General features: G+C 39.0%; 17 protein-coding genes. 10 read left to right on the top strand and 7 right to left on the bottom strand.

Annotated features, from left to right (window positions below; translation table 11 throughout):
• Positions 1–47 precede the first annotated feature (47 nt).
• Positions 48–674 carry a M23 family metallopeptidase gene (locus ACZZZC_RS17230; protein ID WP_463487761.1) on the top strand — a complete coding sequence of 209 codons (627 nt, stop codon included), beginning with the start codon at positions 48–50 and terminating at the stop codon, positions 672–674.
• A gap of 250 nt (positions 675–924) precedes the next feature.
• The gene (locus ACZZZC_RS17235; protein WP_463487762.1) at positions 925–2,124 is read left to right on the top strand and encodes a GAF domain-containing sensor histidine kinase; all 1,200 of its coding nucleotides are present in this window, start codon (positions 925–927) and stop codon (positions 2,122–2,124) included.
• Between the two features lie 270 nt (positions 2,125–2,394).
• Here the strand turns inward: ACZZZC_RS17235 and ACZZZC_RS17240 are convergent, their stop codons facing one another.
• The 3 genes from ACZZZC_RS17240 to ACZZZC_RS17250 all read right to left on the bottom strand — a co-directional run bounded on the left by ACZZZC_RS17240 (position 2,395) and on the right by ACZZZC_RS17250 (position 9,114).
• A complete protein-coding gene (locus tag ACZZZC_RS17240) occupies positions 2,395–4,266 on the bottom strand; it encodes a RagB/SusD family nutrient uptake outer membrane protein (RefSeq protein WP_463487763.1) in 1,872 nt (623 codons plus the stop codon).
• Between the two features lie 17 nt (positions 4,267–4,283).
• Positions 4,284–7,421 carry a SusC/RagA family TonB-linked outer membrane protein gene (locus ACZZZC_RS17245; protein WP_463483277.1) on the bottom strand — a complete coding sequence of 1,046 codons (3,138 nt, stop codon included), beginning with the start codon at positions 7,419–7,421 and terminating at the stop codon, positions 4,284–4,286.
• A gap of 199 nt (positions 7,422–7,620) precedes the next feature.
• Positions 7,621–9,114, bottom strand: a complete 1,494-nt coding sequence (locus ACZZZC_RS17250) for an aminotransferase-like domain-containing protein (RefSeq protein ID WP_463483278.1) — start codon at positions 9,112–9,114, stop codon at positions 7,621–7,623.
• 63 nt (positions 9,115–9,177) lie between these two features.
• Here ACZZZC_RS17250 and ACZZZC_RS17255 point away from each other — a divergent pair, with 63 nt between their 5' ends.
• A complete protein-coding gene (locus ACZZZC_RS17255) occupies positions 9,178–11,043 on the top strand; it encodes a TonB-dependent receptor plug domain-containing protein (RefSeq protein WP_463483279.1) in 1,866 nt (621 codons plus the stop codon).
• Between the two features lie 42 nt (positions 11,044–11,085).
• The gene (gene map, locus ACZZZC_RS17260) at positions 11,086–11,901 is read left to right on the top strand and encodes a type I methionyl aminopeptidase (protein WP_463483280.1); all 816 of its coding nucleotides are present in this window, start codon (positions 11,086–11,088) and stop codon (positions 11,899–11,901) included.
• 67 nt (positions 11,902–11,968) lie between these two features.
• Here map and ACZZZC_RS17265 read toward each other — a convergent pair whose 3' ends face one another.
• From ACZZZC_RS17265 to ACZZZC_RS17280, 4 genes are read right to left on the bottom strand one after another with little or no spacing between them, the layout of a single operon-like run.
• Entirely contained in the window at positions 11,969–12,598 is a 630-nt protein-coding gene (locus ACZZZC_RS17265; protein ID WP_463483281.1) for a sulfate/molybdate ABC transporter ATP-binding protein, read from the bottom strand.
• Complete coding sequence (gene modB / locus ACZZZC_RS17270) at positions 12,595–13,266, bottom strand: molybdate ABC transporter permease subunit (protein ID WP_463483282.1); 672 nt, start codon at positions 13,264–13,266, stop codon at positions 12,595–12,597. Before modB ends, ACZZZC_RS17265 begins: the two co-directional genes overlap by 4 nt.
• A gap of 12 nt (positions 13,267–13,278) precedes the next feature.
• Positions 13,279–14,055 (bottom strand): molybdate ABC transporter substrate-binding protein, encoded by a 777-nt coding sequence (modA, locus tag ACZZZC_RS17275; RefSeq protein ID WP_463483283.1) that lies wholly within the window; start codon positions 14,053–14,055, stop codon positions 13,279–13,281.
• On the bottom strand, positions 14,052–14,552 hold the full coding sequence (locus ACZZZC_RS17280) for a molybdopterin-dependent oxidoreductase (RefSeq protein ID WP_463483284.1): 501 nt from the start codon (positions 14,550–14,552) through the stop codon (positions 14,052–14,054). The genes modA and ACZZZC_RS17280 overlap by 4 nt, the downstream gene beginning before the upstream one ends.
• Before the next feature lie 159 nt (positions 14,553–14,711).
• Here ACZZZC_RS17280 and ACZZZC_RS17285 point away from each other — a divergent pair, with 159 nt between their 5' ends.
• The 6 genes from ACZZZC_RS17285 to ACZZZC_RS17310 are packed head-to-tail and all read left to right on the top strand — an operon-like array spanning position 14,712 to position 19,025.
• Positions 14,712–14,888 (top strand): hypothetical protein, encoded by a 177-nt coding sequence (locus tag ACZZZC_RS17285; protein WP_463483285.1) that lies wholly within the window; start codon positions 14,712–14,714, stop codon positions 14,886–14,888.
• Positions 14,889–14,931: 43 nt separating this feature from the next.
• Positions 14,932–16,041 carry an XdhC family protein gene (locus ACZZZC_RS17290; protein WP_463483286.1) on the top strand — a complete coding sequence of 370 codons (1,110 nt, stop codon included), beginning with the start codon at positions 14,932–14,934 and terminating at the stop codon, positions 16,039–16,041.
• Positions 16,041–16,631 (top strand): nucleotidyltransferase family protein, encoded by a 591-nt coding sequence (locus ACZZZC_RS17295; protein WP_463483287.1) that lies wholly within the window; start codon positions 16,041–16,043, stop codon positions 16,629–16,631. The genes ACZZZC_RS17290 and ACZZZC_RS17295 overlap by 1 nt, the downstream gene beginning before the upstream one ends.
• A complete protein-coding gene (gene moaA / locus ACZZZC_RS17300) occupies positions 16,628–17,608 on the top strand; it encodes a GTP 3',8-cyclase MoaA (RefSeq protein WP_463483288.1) in 981 nt (326 codons plus the stop codon). The genes ACZZZC_RS17295 and moaA overlap by 4 nt, the downstream gene beginning before the upstream one ends.
• Complete coding sequence (locus ACZZZC_RS17305; protein ID WP_463483289.1) at positions 17,609–18,781, top strand: molybdopterin molybdotransferase MoeA; 1,173 nt, start codon at positions 17,609–17,611, stop codon at positions 18,779–18,781.
• Positions 18,782–18,794: 13 nt separating this feature from the next.
• Complete coding sequence (locus tag ACZZZC_RS17310) at positions 18,795–19,025, top strand: MoaD/ThiS family protein (protein ID WP_463483290.1); 231 nt, start codon at positions 18,795–18,797, stop codon at positions 19,023–19,025.
• Position 19,026 lies beyond the last annotated feature (1 nt).

Genomic DNA, 19,026 nt, shown 5'->3' on the forward strand with positions numbered 1-19,026 from the left:
ATATATTTAGCCGTTTAATATTATCTTGTTATAAAATTATAAAACAGATGAAGTTATTACTTTTCTTCCTTTTCACATTTTCAATGTCCGAAACACCAACTATTGAAAAAGACAGAGAAAGATGGAAGCCTTATTACTCCGATACCAAACCTCAAAAAAATGCTGAAAACTGGTTCTTACCGTTTGATGTAAGCGATCGGAAAAAGATTAGCAACATCAAGATTATTAGCATTTTCGGCGATCATCGGGATAGTTATTACAAAGGCCATATTCACACTGCTATTGATATTAATCCGGTAAAACCTACAACAAAATTAATTCCGGTTTATGCCATGGCCAATGGCGTAGTTTGTTCCGTTCATTTAGGCGAAAACCAAAAAACGGTGGTGGTTAGACATACTTTTAAAGACGGAAAAACCATGTTTACCAGCTATAAACACTTAAAAGAAGTTTATGTGAGCAACGGGCAACAGGTAGATGAGAAAACCAAATTAGCTCGGTTATTTACAAAAGACGAAAGCAAAAAGTATGGTGGCGACTACCATCATCTTCATTTAGAAATACGCAAAAAGTTTGATGATTACGGGTGCGCAAGCTGGCTTACGTTTAATAATACACAACTAAATGATCGCTTTTATAATCCCCAGGTATTCTTAAAACAATATGTAAAATAAACAGGCTGAATTTGAGGATAAAGCTGATGATTGATCAATGCTGAAGGATTTGAAATTCTACTAACTCCTAATCATCTCCAGATTATTAAATGGAAAATCGTGAAAAGATTAAAAAATCTGTTCAACACCTACAATCGAAATGAATCTGCAAAACATATTCACTATATCTTGTAAGTCAAATTAATAGCAACTCAAACAAATGCTGCTTTATTTAGTTTACCTTTAGGCGCTGAAAATTATAAAGCAATATATGACCATTTATCCTTTACCAAACAACGAGCCTGAGAGATTAAATGCTCTAGGATCTTATAATATTTTAGGAAGTGGCCAGGAACAAGATTTCGATGATTTAACAAAGCTGGCCGCCGAAATTTGTCAAACGCCAATTGCTTTGGTTACCATTTTGGATGACAAGACACAGTGGTTTAAATCGAACTTCGGAACAGAACTCACTCAAACTTCGAGAGAAGTTGCTTTTTGTTCTCATTCTATTGCTGGCAATGGCGATATCATGATCGTTAATAATGCATTAACGGATGCCCGCTTTGCGCAAAATCCTTTGGTTACCGGACATCCGGAAATTATTTTTTATGCTGGCGTACCACTAATTAACCCCGAGGGTTTTGCTTTGGGAACCTTGTGCGTGATCGATCATCAGGAAAAAGGATTAACTGATAGTCAGATTGCTGCGCTAAAAATTCTTGCCAAACAGGCACAGCATCAGTTGGAACTACGGAGGAAGGTTAAAGAGTTGGAGCTGGCCAACGCTGCCTTGAGTGAAGCGAATCTTTTTATAGAAAAGTTTGCACAGCGGGTAGCTCACGACATTAAGAATCCCTTATCCAGCATTATTTTATCTGCAGAATCTTTAAGGAAGAAATTCGATACACAGGGCGATGAAAAAGCAGTGAGACTAATTCAAATTGCCTTGCGCTCTGCCAGGAATTTGGTGACCTATGTTGATGACATGCTTGATTATTCGAAAGCACCATCAACCTTGTTAGCTAGGCAAGAAGATGTTGATTTTCGTTATCTTTTGGAGAACTTAATTCCGATGTTGAATGTGCCTCAAGATTTCGAGATTACCATGCCTGAAAGCGTAAGCATCAAAACTTCTAAAATTGCGATGGAACAAATTATGCTCAATTTATTAAGCAATGCCATTCGCTATAACGATAAAAATAAGCCACAAATCCAGGTTTCTTGTTGTTTAGAAGATGATCAATATGTATTATCTGTGAAAGATAATGGCAGAGGAATTTCACCGGAGAACCTACAAAATATTTTTCGAGAAGGCTTTACGGCCCAAGGAAATGATCGCTTTAACCGAAAAGGAAATGGCTTTGGGCTAGATGCGGTAAGTAGCCTGGTAGCCAAACTGCAGGGCAGCATTAAAGTCGACTCGATATTGGAGCAAGGAACCACCATTTTTATCTCCCTTCCTGCTTAATTAATCTTTAGCGATATCATTTTTAATCAAAAAGTGATAACGGAAAGTCACAGCTCTATTAAGCCAGACTTATACCTAATCGTATTTAATAGCAATACCTATAATTTTTTTGAGCCTAGTGCTTTATCAACCAAAATTCCATTTACCATTTTTAAGTTAAATGTTAGCTTACGTTTGGCTCTCGATCGACTAAAAATTGAGAGGGAAATGCACAAAAAAAGCCGCCCCTAAATTTGAGACGGCCTTAACCTATTGAATATACTTTATTAGTTAGTAACCATTGTTACCGAATTCGGCAGCATTGGTAATGGCATCTAAAAAGTATTGTGGAATCGGCCTAACCGTATGTTTCTTCGGATCGAAGTTAGGGGCAATAATAGGGTTGGTTTGCTGAAAGTAAGCAGTTGATAAGTTTCCGGTTCTTTTCAAATCAATCCAGCGGGTATGCTCACCAGCCAACTCTCTACCACGCTCTTTTAAAATGTATGCCACATTCATTTCTGCCGGTGTAGCCAGCATTTCGCTTTCACGCCCAGTAACCGCAGCACGTTTACGAATTACATTTACATAGTTAGACGCTTTCAAAACATCGTTATTAGCTAAGATAGCCGCTTCTGCAGCAATTAGATAAACCTCACCTAAACGCAAAATTGGAATATCTCCCAACCAGTTTTGGTTTGATTGTGCGTACATTTTACCAGAGAATTTTTTGAACGCTGGAAAAATATTAATCAAACTTGGCTCATTCGGGAAGGAAGCCGGTAACTTATAGTTATTCGTAGCAGGGTCAAAAAGATCACTAGGATCTGCAACTAACGCAGGGATTTTCTTTTTGTCTGCCGCAGGAATTGTCCAGTTTGGTGTAAAGACAGAAAGACCTACATCATTAGTCATATTTTTTTCCTCTTCGAAAGTACCACCTGAAGCAAGAAAATAATCCGGACCAGTATAAGCTTGTCTGGTACTTAAAATAGTTTTGCCAACAATTGAAGCATCTTTTTGATAAGCAGTTGCCAAAGCCGCAGTAATTACTTTGTCAGCACTTGCATAAAACTTATAAGTAAAGGTGTTCGCAAATCTGGTATCTGGTGTATTTTCCCTCGGATCGAAAATATTCGTTAGTAGATATTTGGTTGGTTTATACTGTTTAGAATTTGATCTTCCATAAAGTACTGTTGTTTCAGTTGTACCCCATTCCGCACCTCTACCGCCTAAATCAGGCAAGTAATACTGACGGGTACGCCCTCTGTTAAAACCTTCAGGATTTAAACCGGAAACATCAACCGCCTGAAGAAAAAGAAACTCTGTATTACTTTTATTATTTTTCAAATCAAAAGCTTTTGCAAAGCCCGAACGTGTAGCATCACTTAAGTACAATGCAGCATTGTATTTTGCCGGATTGTTAATTAATTCTTCGGCAGTTGTTAATGCAAGTTGTGCATATTGTTCTTTTTCGCCTAAACGAGTGCGTTGTAGGTACACTTTTGCCAGCATTCCATAAGCCGCTTTTCTTGCTATCCGTCCTCTTAAAGCACCTTGAGTAATAGGCAATTTTTCACAGGCAAACTTCAGGTCGGAAATAATTAAATCATAAATTTCCTTCTCCGTACTTCGCGTTGGCTGAATATTATTTCCCTCGGTAGCTGCCGATTTTGTAGTCAAGTAAACTGCTCCAAACTGCTCCACCAAATTAAAGTAAGCCCATGCTCTCCAAAAATAAGCTTCAGCAACTTTTGCATCGATATCCGCCTGTGAGGCAAACCCTTTAACTTTCGAGCTGTATTCGATGGCCGTATTTGCTAGTCCAATTGCAGAATAACAACCTCCCCAAATGGTTTTGAGTGTAGACAAGTTCGTGTTTAAAGTGTTATCGTAGGTGGTAATGCCGATATCCGAACCTGCATAATTGATCCATAAATCAGTTCCCATTTCTGATGGACCGATGAAATCTACTTTACCATAAAAGAAGTAATTATCTACATAAATGGTATTAATTAATCCTTCAAAACCGGATTTATTGGTATAAGCCGTTTCTAGAGTAGTGGCACCAGGATTTACTTCATCAAGATATTTTTTACATGAAGTGGTGCTAAGCGAAAAGACTACAATTAAGCCTAGCGAATATTTATATAATGTTTTCATTCCCTATTTCTTTAAAATTAAAATGATGCATTTAAACCAAAAACCATTTGCCTGTATAACGGAAAGCTATCGTTTCCGGCAGTTTCAGGATCGATATTTTTCAGCAAATCACTCTTTGCAAATACAAAACTGTTATAGGCTGTGCCATAAAATCTAATGCGGCTAAATCCAGCTTTGGTACTTACTTTGGTTGGCAGGGTATAACCTAGCGTAATGTTTTTTATTTTAAAATATGATCCATCAACAATTGATAGTGCACTGATTAGATTGTTATTTACTGCCCCAAGCGTTGGTCTTGGAAAATCATTAGTTGGATTGGTTGGTGTCCAATAATTATACGTATCGGGCTGTGCAACAGAATTCCAATACCCCAAAAGTTGAGCATTAATGGTTTGTCCGTACCGCATGGTCATAAATACCGTTAAATCAAATCCTTTGTAGGCGAAGGTGTTTTGTAAACCTAAGCTAAAATCTGGTGTATTGTGCCCAAGAATCATTCTATCTGCGGCAGTGTACGGGTGAACGCCATTATCACTCACACCCGATGCATCGATTCTAGGTACAGTCGCCAATTTCATATCGCCAGGTTTGGCGCCATATTTTGCAGCCTCCGTTTCTTCACCTAATTGCCAAATACCCAATTTTTTATAACCATAAATTACCGTTTGTGGCAATTGGCTGCCCACAAAAAGGTTATTGGTAATTAACGAGGTTGCTGCTACAGAGTTTCCTAAGTCAATCTTCGTTAGCTCTTCTGTAGCTCTGGTAAAAGTAAATGCAGAATTCCATCTGAAATTTTTCGTATCGATATTTCTACTGTTAATAGTGATCTCAACACCTTGATTTTTAGTTTCACCAATATTAGCGTAAATGAAATACTGGTTTTTAGCATCGTAGCCACCATCCGTTGGCGGCAAATTCCTCGGGTATAGTACGCCCTTAGATTTTGTGTGGAAGTATTCGCCGGCAAAATCTACTCTTCCGTTAAATAACGTAAAATCCAAACCTAAGTTGAAATTGTATGAGCGCTCCCAGGTTAAGGCTTCGTTACCTAAAGCACGATTGGTAGAATACAATGGTAATGCAGTAGAACCTCCTAATGTAAGTGGAAAATCGCCAGATCTTGAAGCCACCAAAGTGCTGTTATTGTAAGCAGGGATATTTGGATTTCCGGCAACACCATAACCCGCTCTTAATTTCAGGTTAGTTACATAAGCCTTACTAAATTCCATAAATTTCTCGTCACTAATACGCCACGCCGCAGAAACTGATGGAAAAGTAGACCATTTATCAATTAATTGCGATACACCATCCCAACGATTGGATGCCTGAAAAAGGTATTTTCCTTTGTAACTATAGTTTATTCTTCCGGCGAACGACATTCTGTTTTGTTGCGTATAACCGGTTGCTTTAGTGGTAGACAACGTTGCAGCTGCCAGATTATAGAACTTGTAATCATCAAACTCAAGCCCAGTACCATAAATAAATGAGCGTTCTCCTCTTCTATCTTCGAATGATGTAATCCCTGTTACAGTAAACTGATGGTCCTTTGCAATCGTAAGATTATAGTTGACAATGTTCTCCCATAAATAATTGTAAGCAATATTATTTTCATAGCTGGCTTCTTTTGCGGTTCTACCTTCAGAAAGGATATTATAAGAACGTTCGTTTGCAAAAGTGCCTTGTCGGTTAGCCGAAAGGGTTAAACCTAAATTTGAACGGATAGAAAGATTTTTAATTGGCGTAATTTCCACATAAGGATTTACAGCCAGGAAAAGACTTTTTGTATTGTTGATAAATACACCATCGGCGTAATTAGCAATCGGGCTTACCGCAGAAACACCAGCAAGTGGAAGTGCATTTACCGAACCATCTTCATTATATGCCGACCCTAGCGGATAAACACCAAATGCTTTATTAATCCGGCTATTCGTTTGGTCGCCATCCCTTAAGTTAACGGTAGTTTGTAGCCCGGCTTTGAAATATTTATTGAAGTTTACATCTACCCCACCGCGAACATTATAGAATTTGGATTGATCGCCTTGGTAAATACCCTTTTCTTGAATGTAACCCAATGACATGTATCCTTGTACCTTTTCAGAACCTCCACGAATGGAAATATGGTGATTTTGTTGTGATCCGTTACGTAATGTTTCGTCTACCCAATCAACCCATTGGCCATTGTTAATTGCGGTGATTCCCGATGCCGGAACACCTGCATCTGTTAAGTTTGCCGGATATCTCCCATTTGCAGCAAAGTAACGTTCGTTAATATAATTTAACCAGGCATCGCCAGTTAAAGCTTTTGGAAATTCTGCTTTGCCATTAGTACCGTAATAAGAATCAACATCAATTTGTACTTTACCCGCTTTAGCTTTCTTAGTGGTGATCATGATTACACCATTCGCACCAGCCACACCATAAATTGCAGTTGATGATGCATCTTTCAGTACATCAATGGTTTCAATATCGTTTGGATTTAAGCTGTTGATGTTTCCAATAATTCCATCAATAACATACAAAGGATTTTGAGAAGCACCAGGAATTGAACCGACGGTAATGGATCTATTTCCCCTAAGTAATACATTTGGTGATTGACCCGATTGCCCACTGGTACGCTGAATATCCAAACCGGCAACCCTGCCCTGTAAAGCTTCCATTGGGCTACTTACCGGACTAATGGTAATGTCTTCGCTTTTTACACTAGATACTGCACCTGTTAAATCTTTCTTCTTAACCGTGCCGTAGCCCACTACTACAACATCCTCGAGATTAGCGATATCCTCGCTCATCACGATTTTAACCTCTGTCTTTCCATTTACCGGAAATTCAGTCGACTTAAAGCCTACCAAACTTAAAACTAAGGTTTCATTTCCGGTCTCGAGGTTTAGCGTAAACCTTCCGTCTGCATCTGTAGCCACCGCGGCACCGCCACCCTTAACTTTTACCACTACGCCAGGTAGTGGTCCGCCTTTAGCATCCACAACGGTTCCTCTTACTGGAACCACTTTCGTTAGCTTACTTTTTGAGATGGATACCAATGGTTTTGGCGATGCTACCGCAAAAGATAGAATAGGTAGCGTAACCATTCCTCCTATTACACCGAGAATACCGAGTGTCTTAAACAAAGGATTGTTATGTAAATTTTTGCTCATGGATTTATATTGGTTAGTTGTAAAAAGTTCAATAAAATGTCATAAACGTCAAAAATACGGTTATGAATTTGATCTGGAATATTCGCATCACTTTTTTTACAAATGAGATTAATATTCTCTAATAAATTTTATCTAACCACAAATTTAGAGAGGACTCCTAAATTTTAACTGTACGATACTATCGATGAATTATAAAATATTATCTAATTTCTATCAATACTTCAGCAATAGATTTTTGCAAAATTTCCACAGCATTTTCCATCTCTTGTTCATTCAAACTGCCAAAGCCCAGGCGGGTAGCAGTTAAATTTTTATTTTGATACAACATTGTTTTAGGCAGAAACAGTCCATTATCCAGGCATTTTTTTTGGAACTTTATTAAACTAAAACTGGGCAGCCATTCTATCCAAACCGCCAAGCCTTGGTTAGGAACCTGAAATTTAATCAATCCTTCCAGTTTAAGATGAAGCAGCTCAATAAAATAATCCCTCCGCCCCTTGTATATTTTTTTATTTTTCTTCGCCAGGCGATGAACTTCCCCTTCTTCAATCCATTCGGTAAGTACCTGTTCTTTAATTACGTCAACACCGGATGCTAATATGCGTTGATGTTTTTCCAATTCGTTGATGAAATCTGGCGGTGCGGACACAAATCCATAACCAAAACCTGCCGGAAGAGACTTTGCAAACGAGCCAATATAAACCACACTCTTATAAGTATCAATAGCGGCTAATGGAAGCACAGTATTGTTATCAAAATGAAATTCGAAATCGTAATCATCTTCAATGATGATAAATCCGTATTCTTTAGCCAGCTCCAGTATTTCTATCCTTCGCTTTGCGCTTAAAGAAATTGTTGTAGGATATAGATTTACGGAGGTGAGGTAAAGTACCCTAATTTGATGTGCTTTGCATATTTCACGAAGATTGATCACATTAATCCCCTCCTCATCTATTGAAACGGAAATAATTTGAGCTCCGCTATCAAGTATACTCATGTTGGAAAAGTAATAGCCTGGTGAAGCAACAACAACTTTATCGCCAGTATTTATCAATAATTTTAGCACGAGAAATAAGCTAATTTCATGATTTGTGGTGGTGAGCAGATTCAATGGTGCTATTTTTAACCCGCGGGTTAGGTTTAGGTAATTACAAAACTGCGCTTTAAAATTTAGGTGCGCTTGTGTTTGCAGTTGTTCCCAAACCCCTTTATTTCTGTTTCTCTTTAATTTTGAAACATACAATCGGGCCAGTACATCCGTATGCACAAGCCTGGCGTCGGGCAAACCATCATTAAATTGAAGGGATAAATCACTCCCCTCAACTGGATTATCCAGAATGTTTGATTTCTTAAAATCAAAATGGACAGGAACCGGGAGCTCATTTTGCAAAGGACCAATCCCATCTTTCTTAACAACCTGCTTCTGACTCGATAGTATAAAGGTGCCCTTACTCGCCGAAATTTTTATAAACCCTTGCGATTCTAAATCATCAAATGCTTTAATGAGCGTATTTCTATTTACGCCCAATAGCTTGCATAAAATTCTACTGCCAGGCAATTTCGTTCCCTCCGGAAGAAATCCGAGTTGTATAGCTTTAATAAATTCAAAAACGATTTGTAAATAAATAGCGGTTGCGCTTTTCGAATCGAGCTGAATAAAACTTTTAAAAGGAATTTGAACCGGACTATCCATTTTCTTTAAACTGGTATACTTTAGTGGTACGGCAAGATACTACTTTTGAAAAAAATTAGCCAAGTGAAAAGACTTTATTTTGCGTTACTGCTACTCTTCAGTGCAGAGTTATATGCACAACAAAAACAAGATACTGTAATTAAAATTGATGATGTGGTCATTAATGAGAATGGTTTTAAAACCCCTATCTCAAAACAAAACAGAAATGTTTACGTAATCGATCAAACCATGATTGCTAAATTGCCCGGCCGCAGCATCCAGGAATTGCTACAATATGCTAATGGTGTAGATTTAAGGCAACGCGGACCTTTTGGCGGTCAGGCAGATATTAGTATTGATGGTGGGAGTTTTGAACAAACCGTTGTGTTATTAAACGGAACCAAAATTATTGATAGCCAAACGGCACATAACATGCTTAACCTTCCGATTCCGGTAGAGGCAATTGAAAGGATAGAGATTATAAGGGGCCCTGCTGCCAGAATCTACGGTATAAACAGCCTCACCGGAGCAATTAATATCATCACCAAGAAACCAACACATTCTGGTATGCTGGCAGATGTACATGCCGGATCGAACTTCGAAAAAAATACGGAAGGCACTGGAAAAACTTTTTATAACAACGGAGTTCAGTTGGGTGGCGTATTGAGCAAAGCGAAGCAACAGCATTCTCTATTCGGCGGTTACGATAAAAGCAATGGCTATCGTTTCAATACGCAATTCGAAAACACGAAATTGCTTTATCAGGGAAATTTCCAAATTGATGCTACTAATGAAATTATTGCCGCGGCAGGTTATACCGAAAATGAATTTGGCGCCAACGGTTTCTATGCTGCTCCGGGCGATAGAAACTCGACAGAAAAAGTTCAAACTACGTTAGCATCAATACAATCTAAACACATTTTATCTACCCGATGGACTTTGCTGCCACGTTTAAGCTACCGATATAATTTTGATGATTACCGTTATTTTGGCAATGTAAATCCGAATGCAGGAGTAAGTAAACATGCTACCAATTCATTCGCAGCAGAAGTAACCAGCACATACAAAACCAATACCGGCGAACTGGGTTTCGGTGCCGAAATGCGAAGCGAAAATATCAACTCGTCAAATATTGGCACTCACCGTCGAGAAAATGCAGGCTTTTATACACAATATCGCACCAGTTTCTTCGAAAAACTGGATGTAAATGCCGGTGCCTACGTTAACTACAATTCCTCTTATAAGTGGCAAATTTATCCAGGGATAGATGCGAGTTATGCCATTGGTAACGCACTCAAAATAATTGGTAGTCTCGGCACCAGTCAGCGGATTCCTTCTTTTACCGATTTATACCTTAACCAACGACCAGGAAACATTGGCAACCCCGATGTACAACCCGAAAATGCGTTTCAAAGCGAATTGGGATTCAAATTTCTGAAGCGCAATTTCACTTTCAACTCCAGCTTTTTTTATAGAAACATAGATCAATTTATCGATTGGACAAGACTCGTAGCTACCGAACCATTTCAGGCCAATAATGTGGGCACAATGGTTACTAAAGGGATTAACTTCCGCTCTAATTATCATTTAGCTTTACACGAACAGTCAAACTTCAATTTTAATTTGGCTTACTCTTATTTAGATTCGAAGTTCAAAAACATGGCGCAAGTGCTGGCTTCAAAATACCAATTGTCGGCGCTAAAGCATCAGGTTACCAATACTGTAGATTTTAAGTATCATAACTTTTCCGTGCTTTTGGCAACGCGATTTAATCAGCGGATAACCGGGCCATCTTATTGGATTAACGATTTCAGGCTGAGTCAATCTATTAATAAATTCACCATTTACATGGATGCACAAAATATTTTTGACACCCAATATTTCGAAATTGGAGCCATTCCCCTTCCATCCCGTTGGGTAAGTTTAGGGGTAAAATTTGTAACGCTGTAAATACGATAAGCATTTAAAAAACTTATTCGTAATTTTGCAGCAATGATTTTTTATAAAACTGATGAACAAGTGGAGCTGATGCAAATCAGTGCACTTTTAGTGAGCGAAACCCTTTCCGAAATCGCTAAAATATTACGTCCAGGATTGCAGACCATTGAAATTGATAAACTTGCCAATCAATTTATACTTGATCATGGCGCTGTACCTTCGTTTTACAACTATAGCGGTTTCCCACACCATATTATTACTTCAGTTAATGATGTAGTGGTGCATGGTTTCCCAGGTACAGAAACCCTAAAAGACGGTGATATTATTTCAGTTGACGTAGGTGTTATTAAGAACGAATACCATGGCGATCATGCTTACACTTTTGTAATTGGTGAAGCAAGTCAGGACATCCTGGATTTGGTAAGAACAACTAAGGAATCGCTCTTTATTGGTATTAACGAAGCCGTGGTAGGTAAACGTTTGGGTGATATTGGTTACGCTATTCAAAATCACAACGAAAAGCAAGGTTATGGTGTAGTGAGAGATTTCGTTGGCCACGGGTTGGGCAAAAGTATGCACGAAGATCCTCAAGTGCCAAATTATGGCAAACGTGGTTCGGGTTTAATGCTTAAAGAAAATTTGGTTATGGCCATTGAGCCGATGATTAATATGGGCAAAAAAGATGTTTACATCGAAAAAGATGGCTGGACAGTAAGAACTAAAGATGGTAAACCATCCGTTCACTTTGAGCATGATGTCTGCGTGAAGAAAGGCAAAGCTTTAATCCTTTCAGATTATGCGCCAATTGAGGCTGCCGAGAAAGCAAATATTAATTTGAATACAAGCTACCAGAGCATTTCAGCGGTTTAAAACGCAGTAAATATTTTAAGTTGTGGTGGTTACCAGCTGGGAACAACTACAACTTAAAATCAACTTCTTAATTTTCCCTACTTTCCAGGTTAAAGATCTGATTATCGGCACTCGCCCATTCATTATCTTGGTGCGTCACCATGATTACAGTGGTTTTTTGTGCCTCAAATATCAGTTTCAGCCTTTCCATCATCCGGTTTTTGAGCGCAGTATCAAGTGCAGAAAAAGGTTCATCCATCAATAATAATTTAGGCTTGGTAGATAGCGCTCGCAAAATAGCAAGGCGCTGTTGTTGGCCACCTGAAAGTTGTTTTGGATACCGATGTTTAAGTTGATCTAATTCACCTATTTTCAGCAATTCGCGGATATAATTTAAATCCGTTGTGCCATAGCTCAGGTGCTGTTCAACCGTCATGTTCGGGAAAAGTGCATCATCTTGAAAAACGAAGCCAACCTGGCGCTCCTGCACTTTTTTATTGTATTTCGTTTCACTATCGAACCAAATGGAATTGTCGAACTTAATTGTCCCCTTATCTGGCAAGACAAGCCCGGCAATAATTTTTAACAGGGTTGATTTTCCAGCTCCCGAAGGCCCTAAAATTCTGGTTACTGAATTTGATTGGAAAGCGGTTTTCACCTGAAGTGCCAAACTGCCCGAACCATTACCCATTTTTTTTTCAATATCTAGTTCTATCATTCAAATGGGCTTTTAATTGCATTTCTATTGATGATAAAAACGCCTACAACGATGATGAAAGTGATGGCAAATAAAATAAGTGCGTAAGCGTTGGCAGAAGCATAATCCATGGTTTCCACTGCATCGTAAATCGCTATCGATGCTACTTTTGTTTCTCCTGGAATATTCCCACCAATCATTAAAACTACTCCAAATTCGCCCAATGTGTGTGCAAATGCTAACACCATAGCCGTAAAAATAGAAGCTTTAATGTTAGGCAGAAGCACCTTAAAAAAGGTTTGCGTTTTAGATTTACCCATGATGTAAGAAGCCTCTGCCATAGATTTAGGCAGGTGAGCGAAAGCAGCTTTTATCGGACTGACCATAAAAGGAAGACTATAAATAATGGAAGCAATAATCAAACCGTGAAAGGAAAAGACCAGTTGTAAATCGAAATGCGCTTGCAGCCATTCGCCAAAAGCATTACTGGGACTAAAAGCCAAAAGCAAATAGAAACCAAGCACCGATGGTGGCAACACTAAAGGCATGGTAATCAGCGCTTCGGCAATAAGTTTTAGAACAGTTTGCTTCCGCGATAGCCAATACGCAATAGGAACCCCAATAAAAAGCAGCAAAATGGTAGTAATGGTAGCCAACTTCAAACTTAGCCAAATCGGTTCCAGATCCATTATTTTTTACTGTTAATTTGGGAGATGATAACCATTGTTTTTAATAATTTTTCTGGCCGATGCCGACGAAAGATATTCATAAAATTTTGAAGCGTTATTTATTCCTGATTTTTTTGCATGCGACAGCAAAATAACCGCTTGTTCAATATTTTTATAACTTTTTTGATCTACCCTCGCCCATTTTAGCTTAGCACTAAACCCTTTTTCATACAGAAAGGATTCAGTTGTAAAACCTAAGCTCACAATGCCATTTTGAAGGTAGGTGTTCACTTGCGAGATACTTTCTCCAAATACCAGTTTATGTTTTATTTTGTTCTCTAAATTATAAAATTTTAACGATTGCCGGGCAGCATAACCATATGGTGCAGTTTTTGGGTTGGCAATAGCAATTTTTTTTACCGCATCCGTCGATACCAGATTTTGCCAGTCTTTTATATCACCTTGCACATTTCCACATATAATGAGACTGCCTAATGCATAAAGTTTTGGTTTTTGAATTCCATAACCTGCTGCAAAAAGTTTAGCGGGGAATTCTGTATCTGCAGAAAGAAAGATATCGTAAGGTGCCCCATTCATAATTTGAGTAGTTAGCTTGCCAGATGCCCCAGAAACCACTTCTGTGTTGATGCGTGTTTGTTTTTTAAAATCTGCCTGTAACTTTTTAATCACCGCTTGGGCATTTGCAGCTACTGCAATGCGAAGGGTTTGAGCATAGATTTGTGCATTAAACAGCAATAATATCCCAATGCAGGCCATCATTTTATTGGCAACTGACTTAATTTTTATCATTTCGCAAACTCAATTTTTATACTCATAACTTGTTTTATACATCTCGCCGCCCGCTTATCGTGTTCTACAATAATTCGAAACGGACCTTCAGTAGAAAGAAGCGGCTCATTGTCTACAGTATCTGCCAAAATAATCTTTTCATCTGTAAAATCTGCATCCAATTCGGCCAAAGAAAATACGACCTGATAACCGTCAATCCCTTCAATAATCACATATTTTGTTAAGTTTTGCCCTCGTAAATCTTTACCGAGTGTGGCCCCACCTTTAGCCAAAACCGTAGAAAGTAGCACGCCAGAATATTCATAATTTGTGCTATCACTATCTTTCCGTGAAACTTTAACCCTGGGCATTTTCGCCAAATCGGCTAAGGTTAGCGTGTAAGGTTTAGTAAGCACGCCACTTATCTTTACCACATCGGTAGTTTGGGCGAAGGTTTGTCCAAAAGAGCAGATCAGCAAAAAGGAAAGAATTAATTGGGGGATGATATTGGGTTTCATAAATTCAATAGGTATGCTGATAATCTAAGTGGCAAATATAATTTATAACAATTGGTTTTGGATTTGTTTAATTCAACTTTCGATATTCGTTGGGCGAATGGGCCCACACGCTATTGAAGATTGCGGTAGCTAGAACAACATCATTTTTACGATTATCAAATGCCAAGGATTACTGATATTCCGCCGATTGAAGTTCACATTATGGAAAATGATGAAGATGCTGGTGGTATTGGCGAGCCAGGTTTACCCCCATTTGCACCGGCACTAACCGAGGCTATTTTCGATTTAACAGGAAAAAGGATAAGAAAATTACCATTCGATATGGCAAGTATTTAATTTTTATGCCAATCTTGCGGTTTGGTTCGAATAAAATCCCTGTATGAAAGAAATTGTTGATATTCTGGCTGCTTACCAAAAATCCATCGCCGAAAATAAAAAGTCGGCATTGGCAACGGTTGTAAAAGTAGAAGGTTCATCGTATAGGCGCCCCGGCGCCCGAATGTTGGTAACCGATGATGGATTTTTAACTGGTGCCATTAGTGGTGGTTGTTTAGAAGGCGATGCGCTCAGAAAAGCACTTTCGGCCATTCATCAGCAGGAAAATAAATTGGTCACCTACGATACCACCGACGAAGATGATGCAAAATTCGGTGTTCAACTGGGCTGCAATGGCATTGTTCATATTCTTTTCGAGCCCATTTTGCCTGAAGACAAAGCAAACCCGATTGAGATTTTAAAAGCAGCAAATAGCCGACGGGAAAACTGCGTTATTGCCACTTTGTTTTCATTAGAGAGCAAAAATCAGCCCGGCTCAATCATGTTATTCAGGGAGAAAGATAGCCTGGAAAAAATAACTGATGCCATTATAGGTTCCATTAAAAATGATGCCTTTGATGTATTAAAGCTGGGGCTATCAAGGTTTGAAAGTTACGCCATTGATGGGCAGGATTTTGATGCTTTTCTGGAATTTATCCCTCCTCCTATTCAGTTAATTATTGCCGGCGCAGGAAACGATGCACAACCGCTTGCTGAGATGGCAAACATTTTGGGTTGGGAAATTACCGTTGTTGATGGCAGGCAAACACACGCTTCGCAACAAAGGTTTCTGAATGTGAAACAGGTTTTAGTAGCCAAGCCAGAAGCCCTTTTACCACAAGTAGAAATAGACGGGCAAACCGCTTTTGTGTTGATGACCCATAATTACAATTACGATACGGCACTTTTAAACTTGCTCTTACAAACGAATGTGCCTTACATTGGCACCCTAGGGCCAAAGAAAAAGTTGATCAGAATGTTGGAAGAGCTGAATCAACCGGAAAAGGAAGCGAGGATAAATGGCCCGATTGGTCTGGATATTGGAGCGGAAACTGCCGAAGAAATTGCGATTTCTATTATTGCAGAAATTAAAGCCACGTTTTCTGGCGCATCTGCAGGGATGCTGAAAGACAAGAAAAATCCAATTCACGTTTACGATAACAAAAGCAGTTAATGAGCACCGCAATGATCATTTTGGCCGCAGGAAACTCCAGCAGATTGGGAAAGCCGAAACAGCTGTTAACCTACCAAGGCCAAACTTTAATTGATATTACAATTGCAGCATCGGTAAAAACGAAGTTTCATCCGATTGTGGTCGTATTGGGTGCTTATGCCGAAGAAATAAAGCAACGCTCTGCAGTAGCTGGTGTTTATTATGCTGTAAATGAGCGCTGGGAAAATGGCATGTCATCGAGCATTTCTTTCGGCTTAAGAACCGCGTTAACTATCGAACCTAAAATTGAAAATGCTATCTTTACAGTAGCAGATCAGGCACATATTAAGGCGGAAATATTCAAACAGTTAAATTCTGTTCATCAATCGACACTAAAGAACATAGTTACCTGTGCATATGCTGAAACAACTGGCACGCCAACATTGTTCAACAAGAAATACTTCGAGGAATTGCTAAATTTAACCGGTGAAACTGGCGCTAAGCAATTACTAAAAACGCATGGCGATGATACCGTTAACATTCCATTTGAGTTGGGAAAGATTGATATTGATACTGAAGCAGATTACAATAATTTAATTAACAATAAATGATAGCAGATTCGTTTGGAAGGGTGCATGATTATTTGCGAATATCGTTAACCGATAATTGCAATTTCCGCTGCTTTTATTGTATGCCAGAGGAGGATTATGATTTTACTCCAGCATCGCGTTTAATGAAACCTGCTGAGGTACTCGCTTTGGCAGAACTTTTCGTAGCGCAAGGGGTAAAAAAAATTCGTTTAACCGGTGGTGAACCACTCGTTCGTAAAGATGCTGCAGAAATTATAAAGGGCTTAGGCAAACTCCCGGTAGAATTGGTAATGACTACTAACGGAACCCGCATTGCGGAAATGTTGCCTGTTTTAATCGAAGCGGGGATTAAAACCATCAATATCAGTCTCGATACTTTACAGCCTGAAAAGTTTTTCATGATCACCAGGCGTGATGTTTTTCACCAGGTGAGAAGTAATATCGAACTATTATTACAGCATAAAATCGCCGTAAAAATAAATATGGTGGTAATGAAAGGCCTTAATGATGGTGAGATAAATGATTTTATCAAATGGACAAAACACAACCCTATTCAGATCAGATTTATAGAATTTATGCCTTTTTTAGGTAATAAATGGACAAGCAACAAAATGTTTTCGCTACAGGAAATATTGCATGTTGTAGAAGAAGATTTTACCGTGTTGCCTGTAGAATCTGCGCCTCATGATACGGCCAAACACTTTATGATTCCTGGTCATGAAGGGTCATTCGCCATTATTAGTACCATGACCGCTCCTTTTTGCAGCACCTGTAACCGCATGCGCTTAACCGCTGATGGCAAACTGAAAAATTGCTTATTCTCTGATGGGGAAACTGATTTGCTAACGCCATTAAGAAACAAGGAGGATGTACTTCCCTTAATATTTGCCTCCATTTGGAGCAAGAAAAAGGAATTGGGCGGACAACTAATTACACACTTTGAAAACCTGGATGCTGACGCGATAAAAAACCGAAGCATGATAACCATTGGGGGATAAATGATAAGTGTTGAAGAGGCTAGAAAGCTAATTGGAGACCATATTTCTCCACTTAAACCAGTTTTAAAACCACTGCAGGAAGCTGCTGACCATATCCTTTCGGAAGATATCACTGCCGCATTCGATATTCCTGCTTTTCGTCAATCTTCTATGGATGGTTACGCTATCATTTTCGACGATGTGCATGAAGAGTTGAATTTGATTGGCGAGATGGCTGCCGGAACTGCTCAAAAATTAACCATATCCAAAGGTCAAACCAGTAGAATATTTACAGGCGCACCATTGCCGGAAGGTGCAGATACGGTGGTAATGCAGGAAAAAACCAGTAAAAAAGATGACCGCATCACGTTTGATGATGAGAGGCTGGTAAGGGGTGCAAACGTGAGGCAAATTGGTTCAGAGATCCGTACTAGCGAGCTGGCTATGGCAAAAGGTGATTTACTTGGCCCGGCGGCATTGGCCTTTTTAGCTGGCATTGGAGTAAGCGAAGTAATGGTTTATCCCAAGCCAAGTGTGGCCATAATCCTTACAGGCAACGAATTGCAGCAGCCAGGCTTACCCTTACAATTCGGACAGGTATACGAATCAAATTCTTATTCGCTTGCCGCCGCTTTAAAGAACGAAGGCATTTTTAATGTCGAGATTTTAAAAGCTGAAGATTCTTTAGAAACATTGACGGCTGTTTTGAGAGAAGCTTTAGTCAGAAATGACGTGGTTTTGCTCACTGGTGGTGTAAGTGTTGGAGATTACGACTTTGTGCTTCAAGCTGCGGCGAATTGTGGCATAAATCAAATTTTCCATAAAATAAAACAGAAACCTGGAAAGCCACTATTCTTTGGAAAAAAGGAAGACAAAGTTATTTTTGGCCTTCCAGGAAATCCATCTTCCGTATTAAACTGTTATTATAATTATGTGGTTCCTGCGTTAAACCAGCTTTCAAATAAAGCAAACAGTATAAGCTCAATTCTGGCGGAATTAACACACCCCTATCAGAAACCACCGGGATTAACCCATTTTTTAAAGGGAAATTACAAAGATGGAAAAGCTACACCGCTTGGTGCTCAAGAATCTTACCGATTGAGTTCTTTTGCCCAGGCAAATTGCCTGATTCAATTGAATGAAGGGCAAGAAAATTTCGTTGCAGGAGAAACTATAAATGTGATTTTGATTTAGGATTTGATTTAAAATGGAGATAGAAATCATCAGCTTTGGAAAAATATCAGAATTCATCAGCAATCAAAAAATGACCATTGATTGTGGAACGACTGATGAGTTGAAGACACACCTTGAAAATATTTTTCCGCAGCTTGCGGGAATGAAATACAAATTAGCGCTGAATAAAAATCTTGTTCAGCAGAATAGTGAGATCAAAGATAGCGACAGCATTGCAATTATGCCACCATTTTCAGGAGGATAAA

The sequence above is a fragment of the Pedobacter sp. AC212 genome (genome assembly GCF_979258625.1).

Bases quoted from the DNA above. Each gene is read 5' to 3' on its own strand.
- ACZZZC_RS17230 (WP_463487761.1), top strand. From the start codon at position 48: ATGAAGTTATTACTTTTCTTCCTTTTCACATTTTCAATGTCCGAAACA.
- ACZZZC_RS17235 (WP_463487762.1), top strand. From the start codon at position 925: ATGACCATTTATCCTTTACCAAACAACGAGCCTGAGAGATTAAATGCT.
- ACZZZC_RS17240 (WP_463487763.1), bottom strand. From the start codon at position 4,266: ATGAAAACATTATATAAATATTCGCTAGGCTTAATTGTAGTCTTTTCG.
- ACZZZC_RS17245 (WP_463483277.1), bottom strand. From the start codon at position 7,421: ATGAGCAAAAATTTACATAACAATCCTTTGTTTAAGACACTCGGTATT.
- ACZZZC_RS17250 (WP_463483278.1), bottom strand. From the start codon at position 9,114: ATGGATAGTCCGGTTCAAATTCCTTTTAAAAGTTTTATTCAGCTCGAT.
- map (WP_463483280.1), top strand. From the start codon at position 11,086: ATGATTTTTTATAAAACTGATGAACAAGTGGAGCTGATGCAAATCAGT.
- ACZZZC_RS17265 (WP_463483281.1), bottom strand. From the start codon at position 12,598: ATGATAGAACTAGATATTGAAAAAAAAATGGGTAATGGTTCGGGCAGT.
- modB (WP_463483282.1), bottom strand. From the start codon at position 13,266: ATGGATCTGGAACCGATTTGGCTAAGTTTGAAGTTGGCTACCATTACT.
- modA (WP_463483283.1), bottom strand. From the start codon at position 14,055: ATGATAAAAATTAAGTCAGTTGCCAATAAAATGATGGCCTGCATTGGG.
- ACZZZC_RS17280 (WP_463483284.1), bottom strand. From the start codon at position 14,552: ATGAAACCCAATATCATCCCCCAATTAATTCTTTCCTTTTTGCTGATC.
- ACZZZC_RS17285 (WP_463483285.1), top strand. From the start codon at position 14,712: ATGCCAAGGATTACTGATATTCCGCCGATTGAAGTTCACATTATGGAA.
- ACZZZC_RS17290 (WP_463483286.1), top strand. From the start codon at position 14,932: ATGAAAGAAATTGTTGATATTCTGGCTGCTTACCAAAAATCCATCGCC.
- ACZZZC_RS17295 (WP_463483287.1), top strand. From the start codon at position 16,041: ATGAGCACCGCAATGATCATTTTGGCCGCAGGAAACTCCAGCAGATTG.
- moaA (WP_463483288.1), top strand. From the start codon at position 16,628: ATGATAGCAGATTCGTTTGGAAGGGTGCATGATTATTTGCGAATATCG.
- ACZZZC_RS17305 (WP_463483289.1), top strand. From the start codon at position 17,609: ATGATAAGTGTTGAAGAGGCTAGAAAGCTAATTGGAGACCATATTTCT.
- ACZZZC_RS17310 (WP_463483290.1), top strand. From the start codon at position 18,795: ATGGAGATAGAAATCATCAGCTTTGGAAAAATATCAGAATTCATCAGC.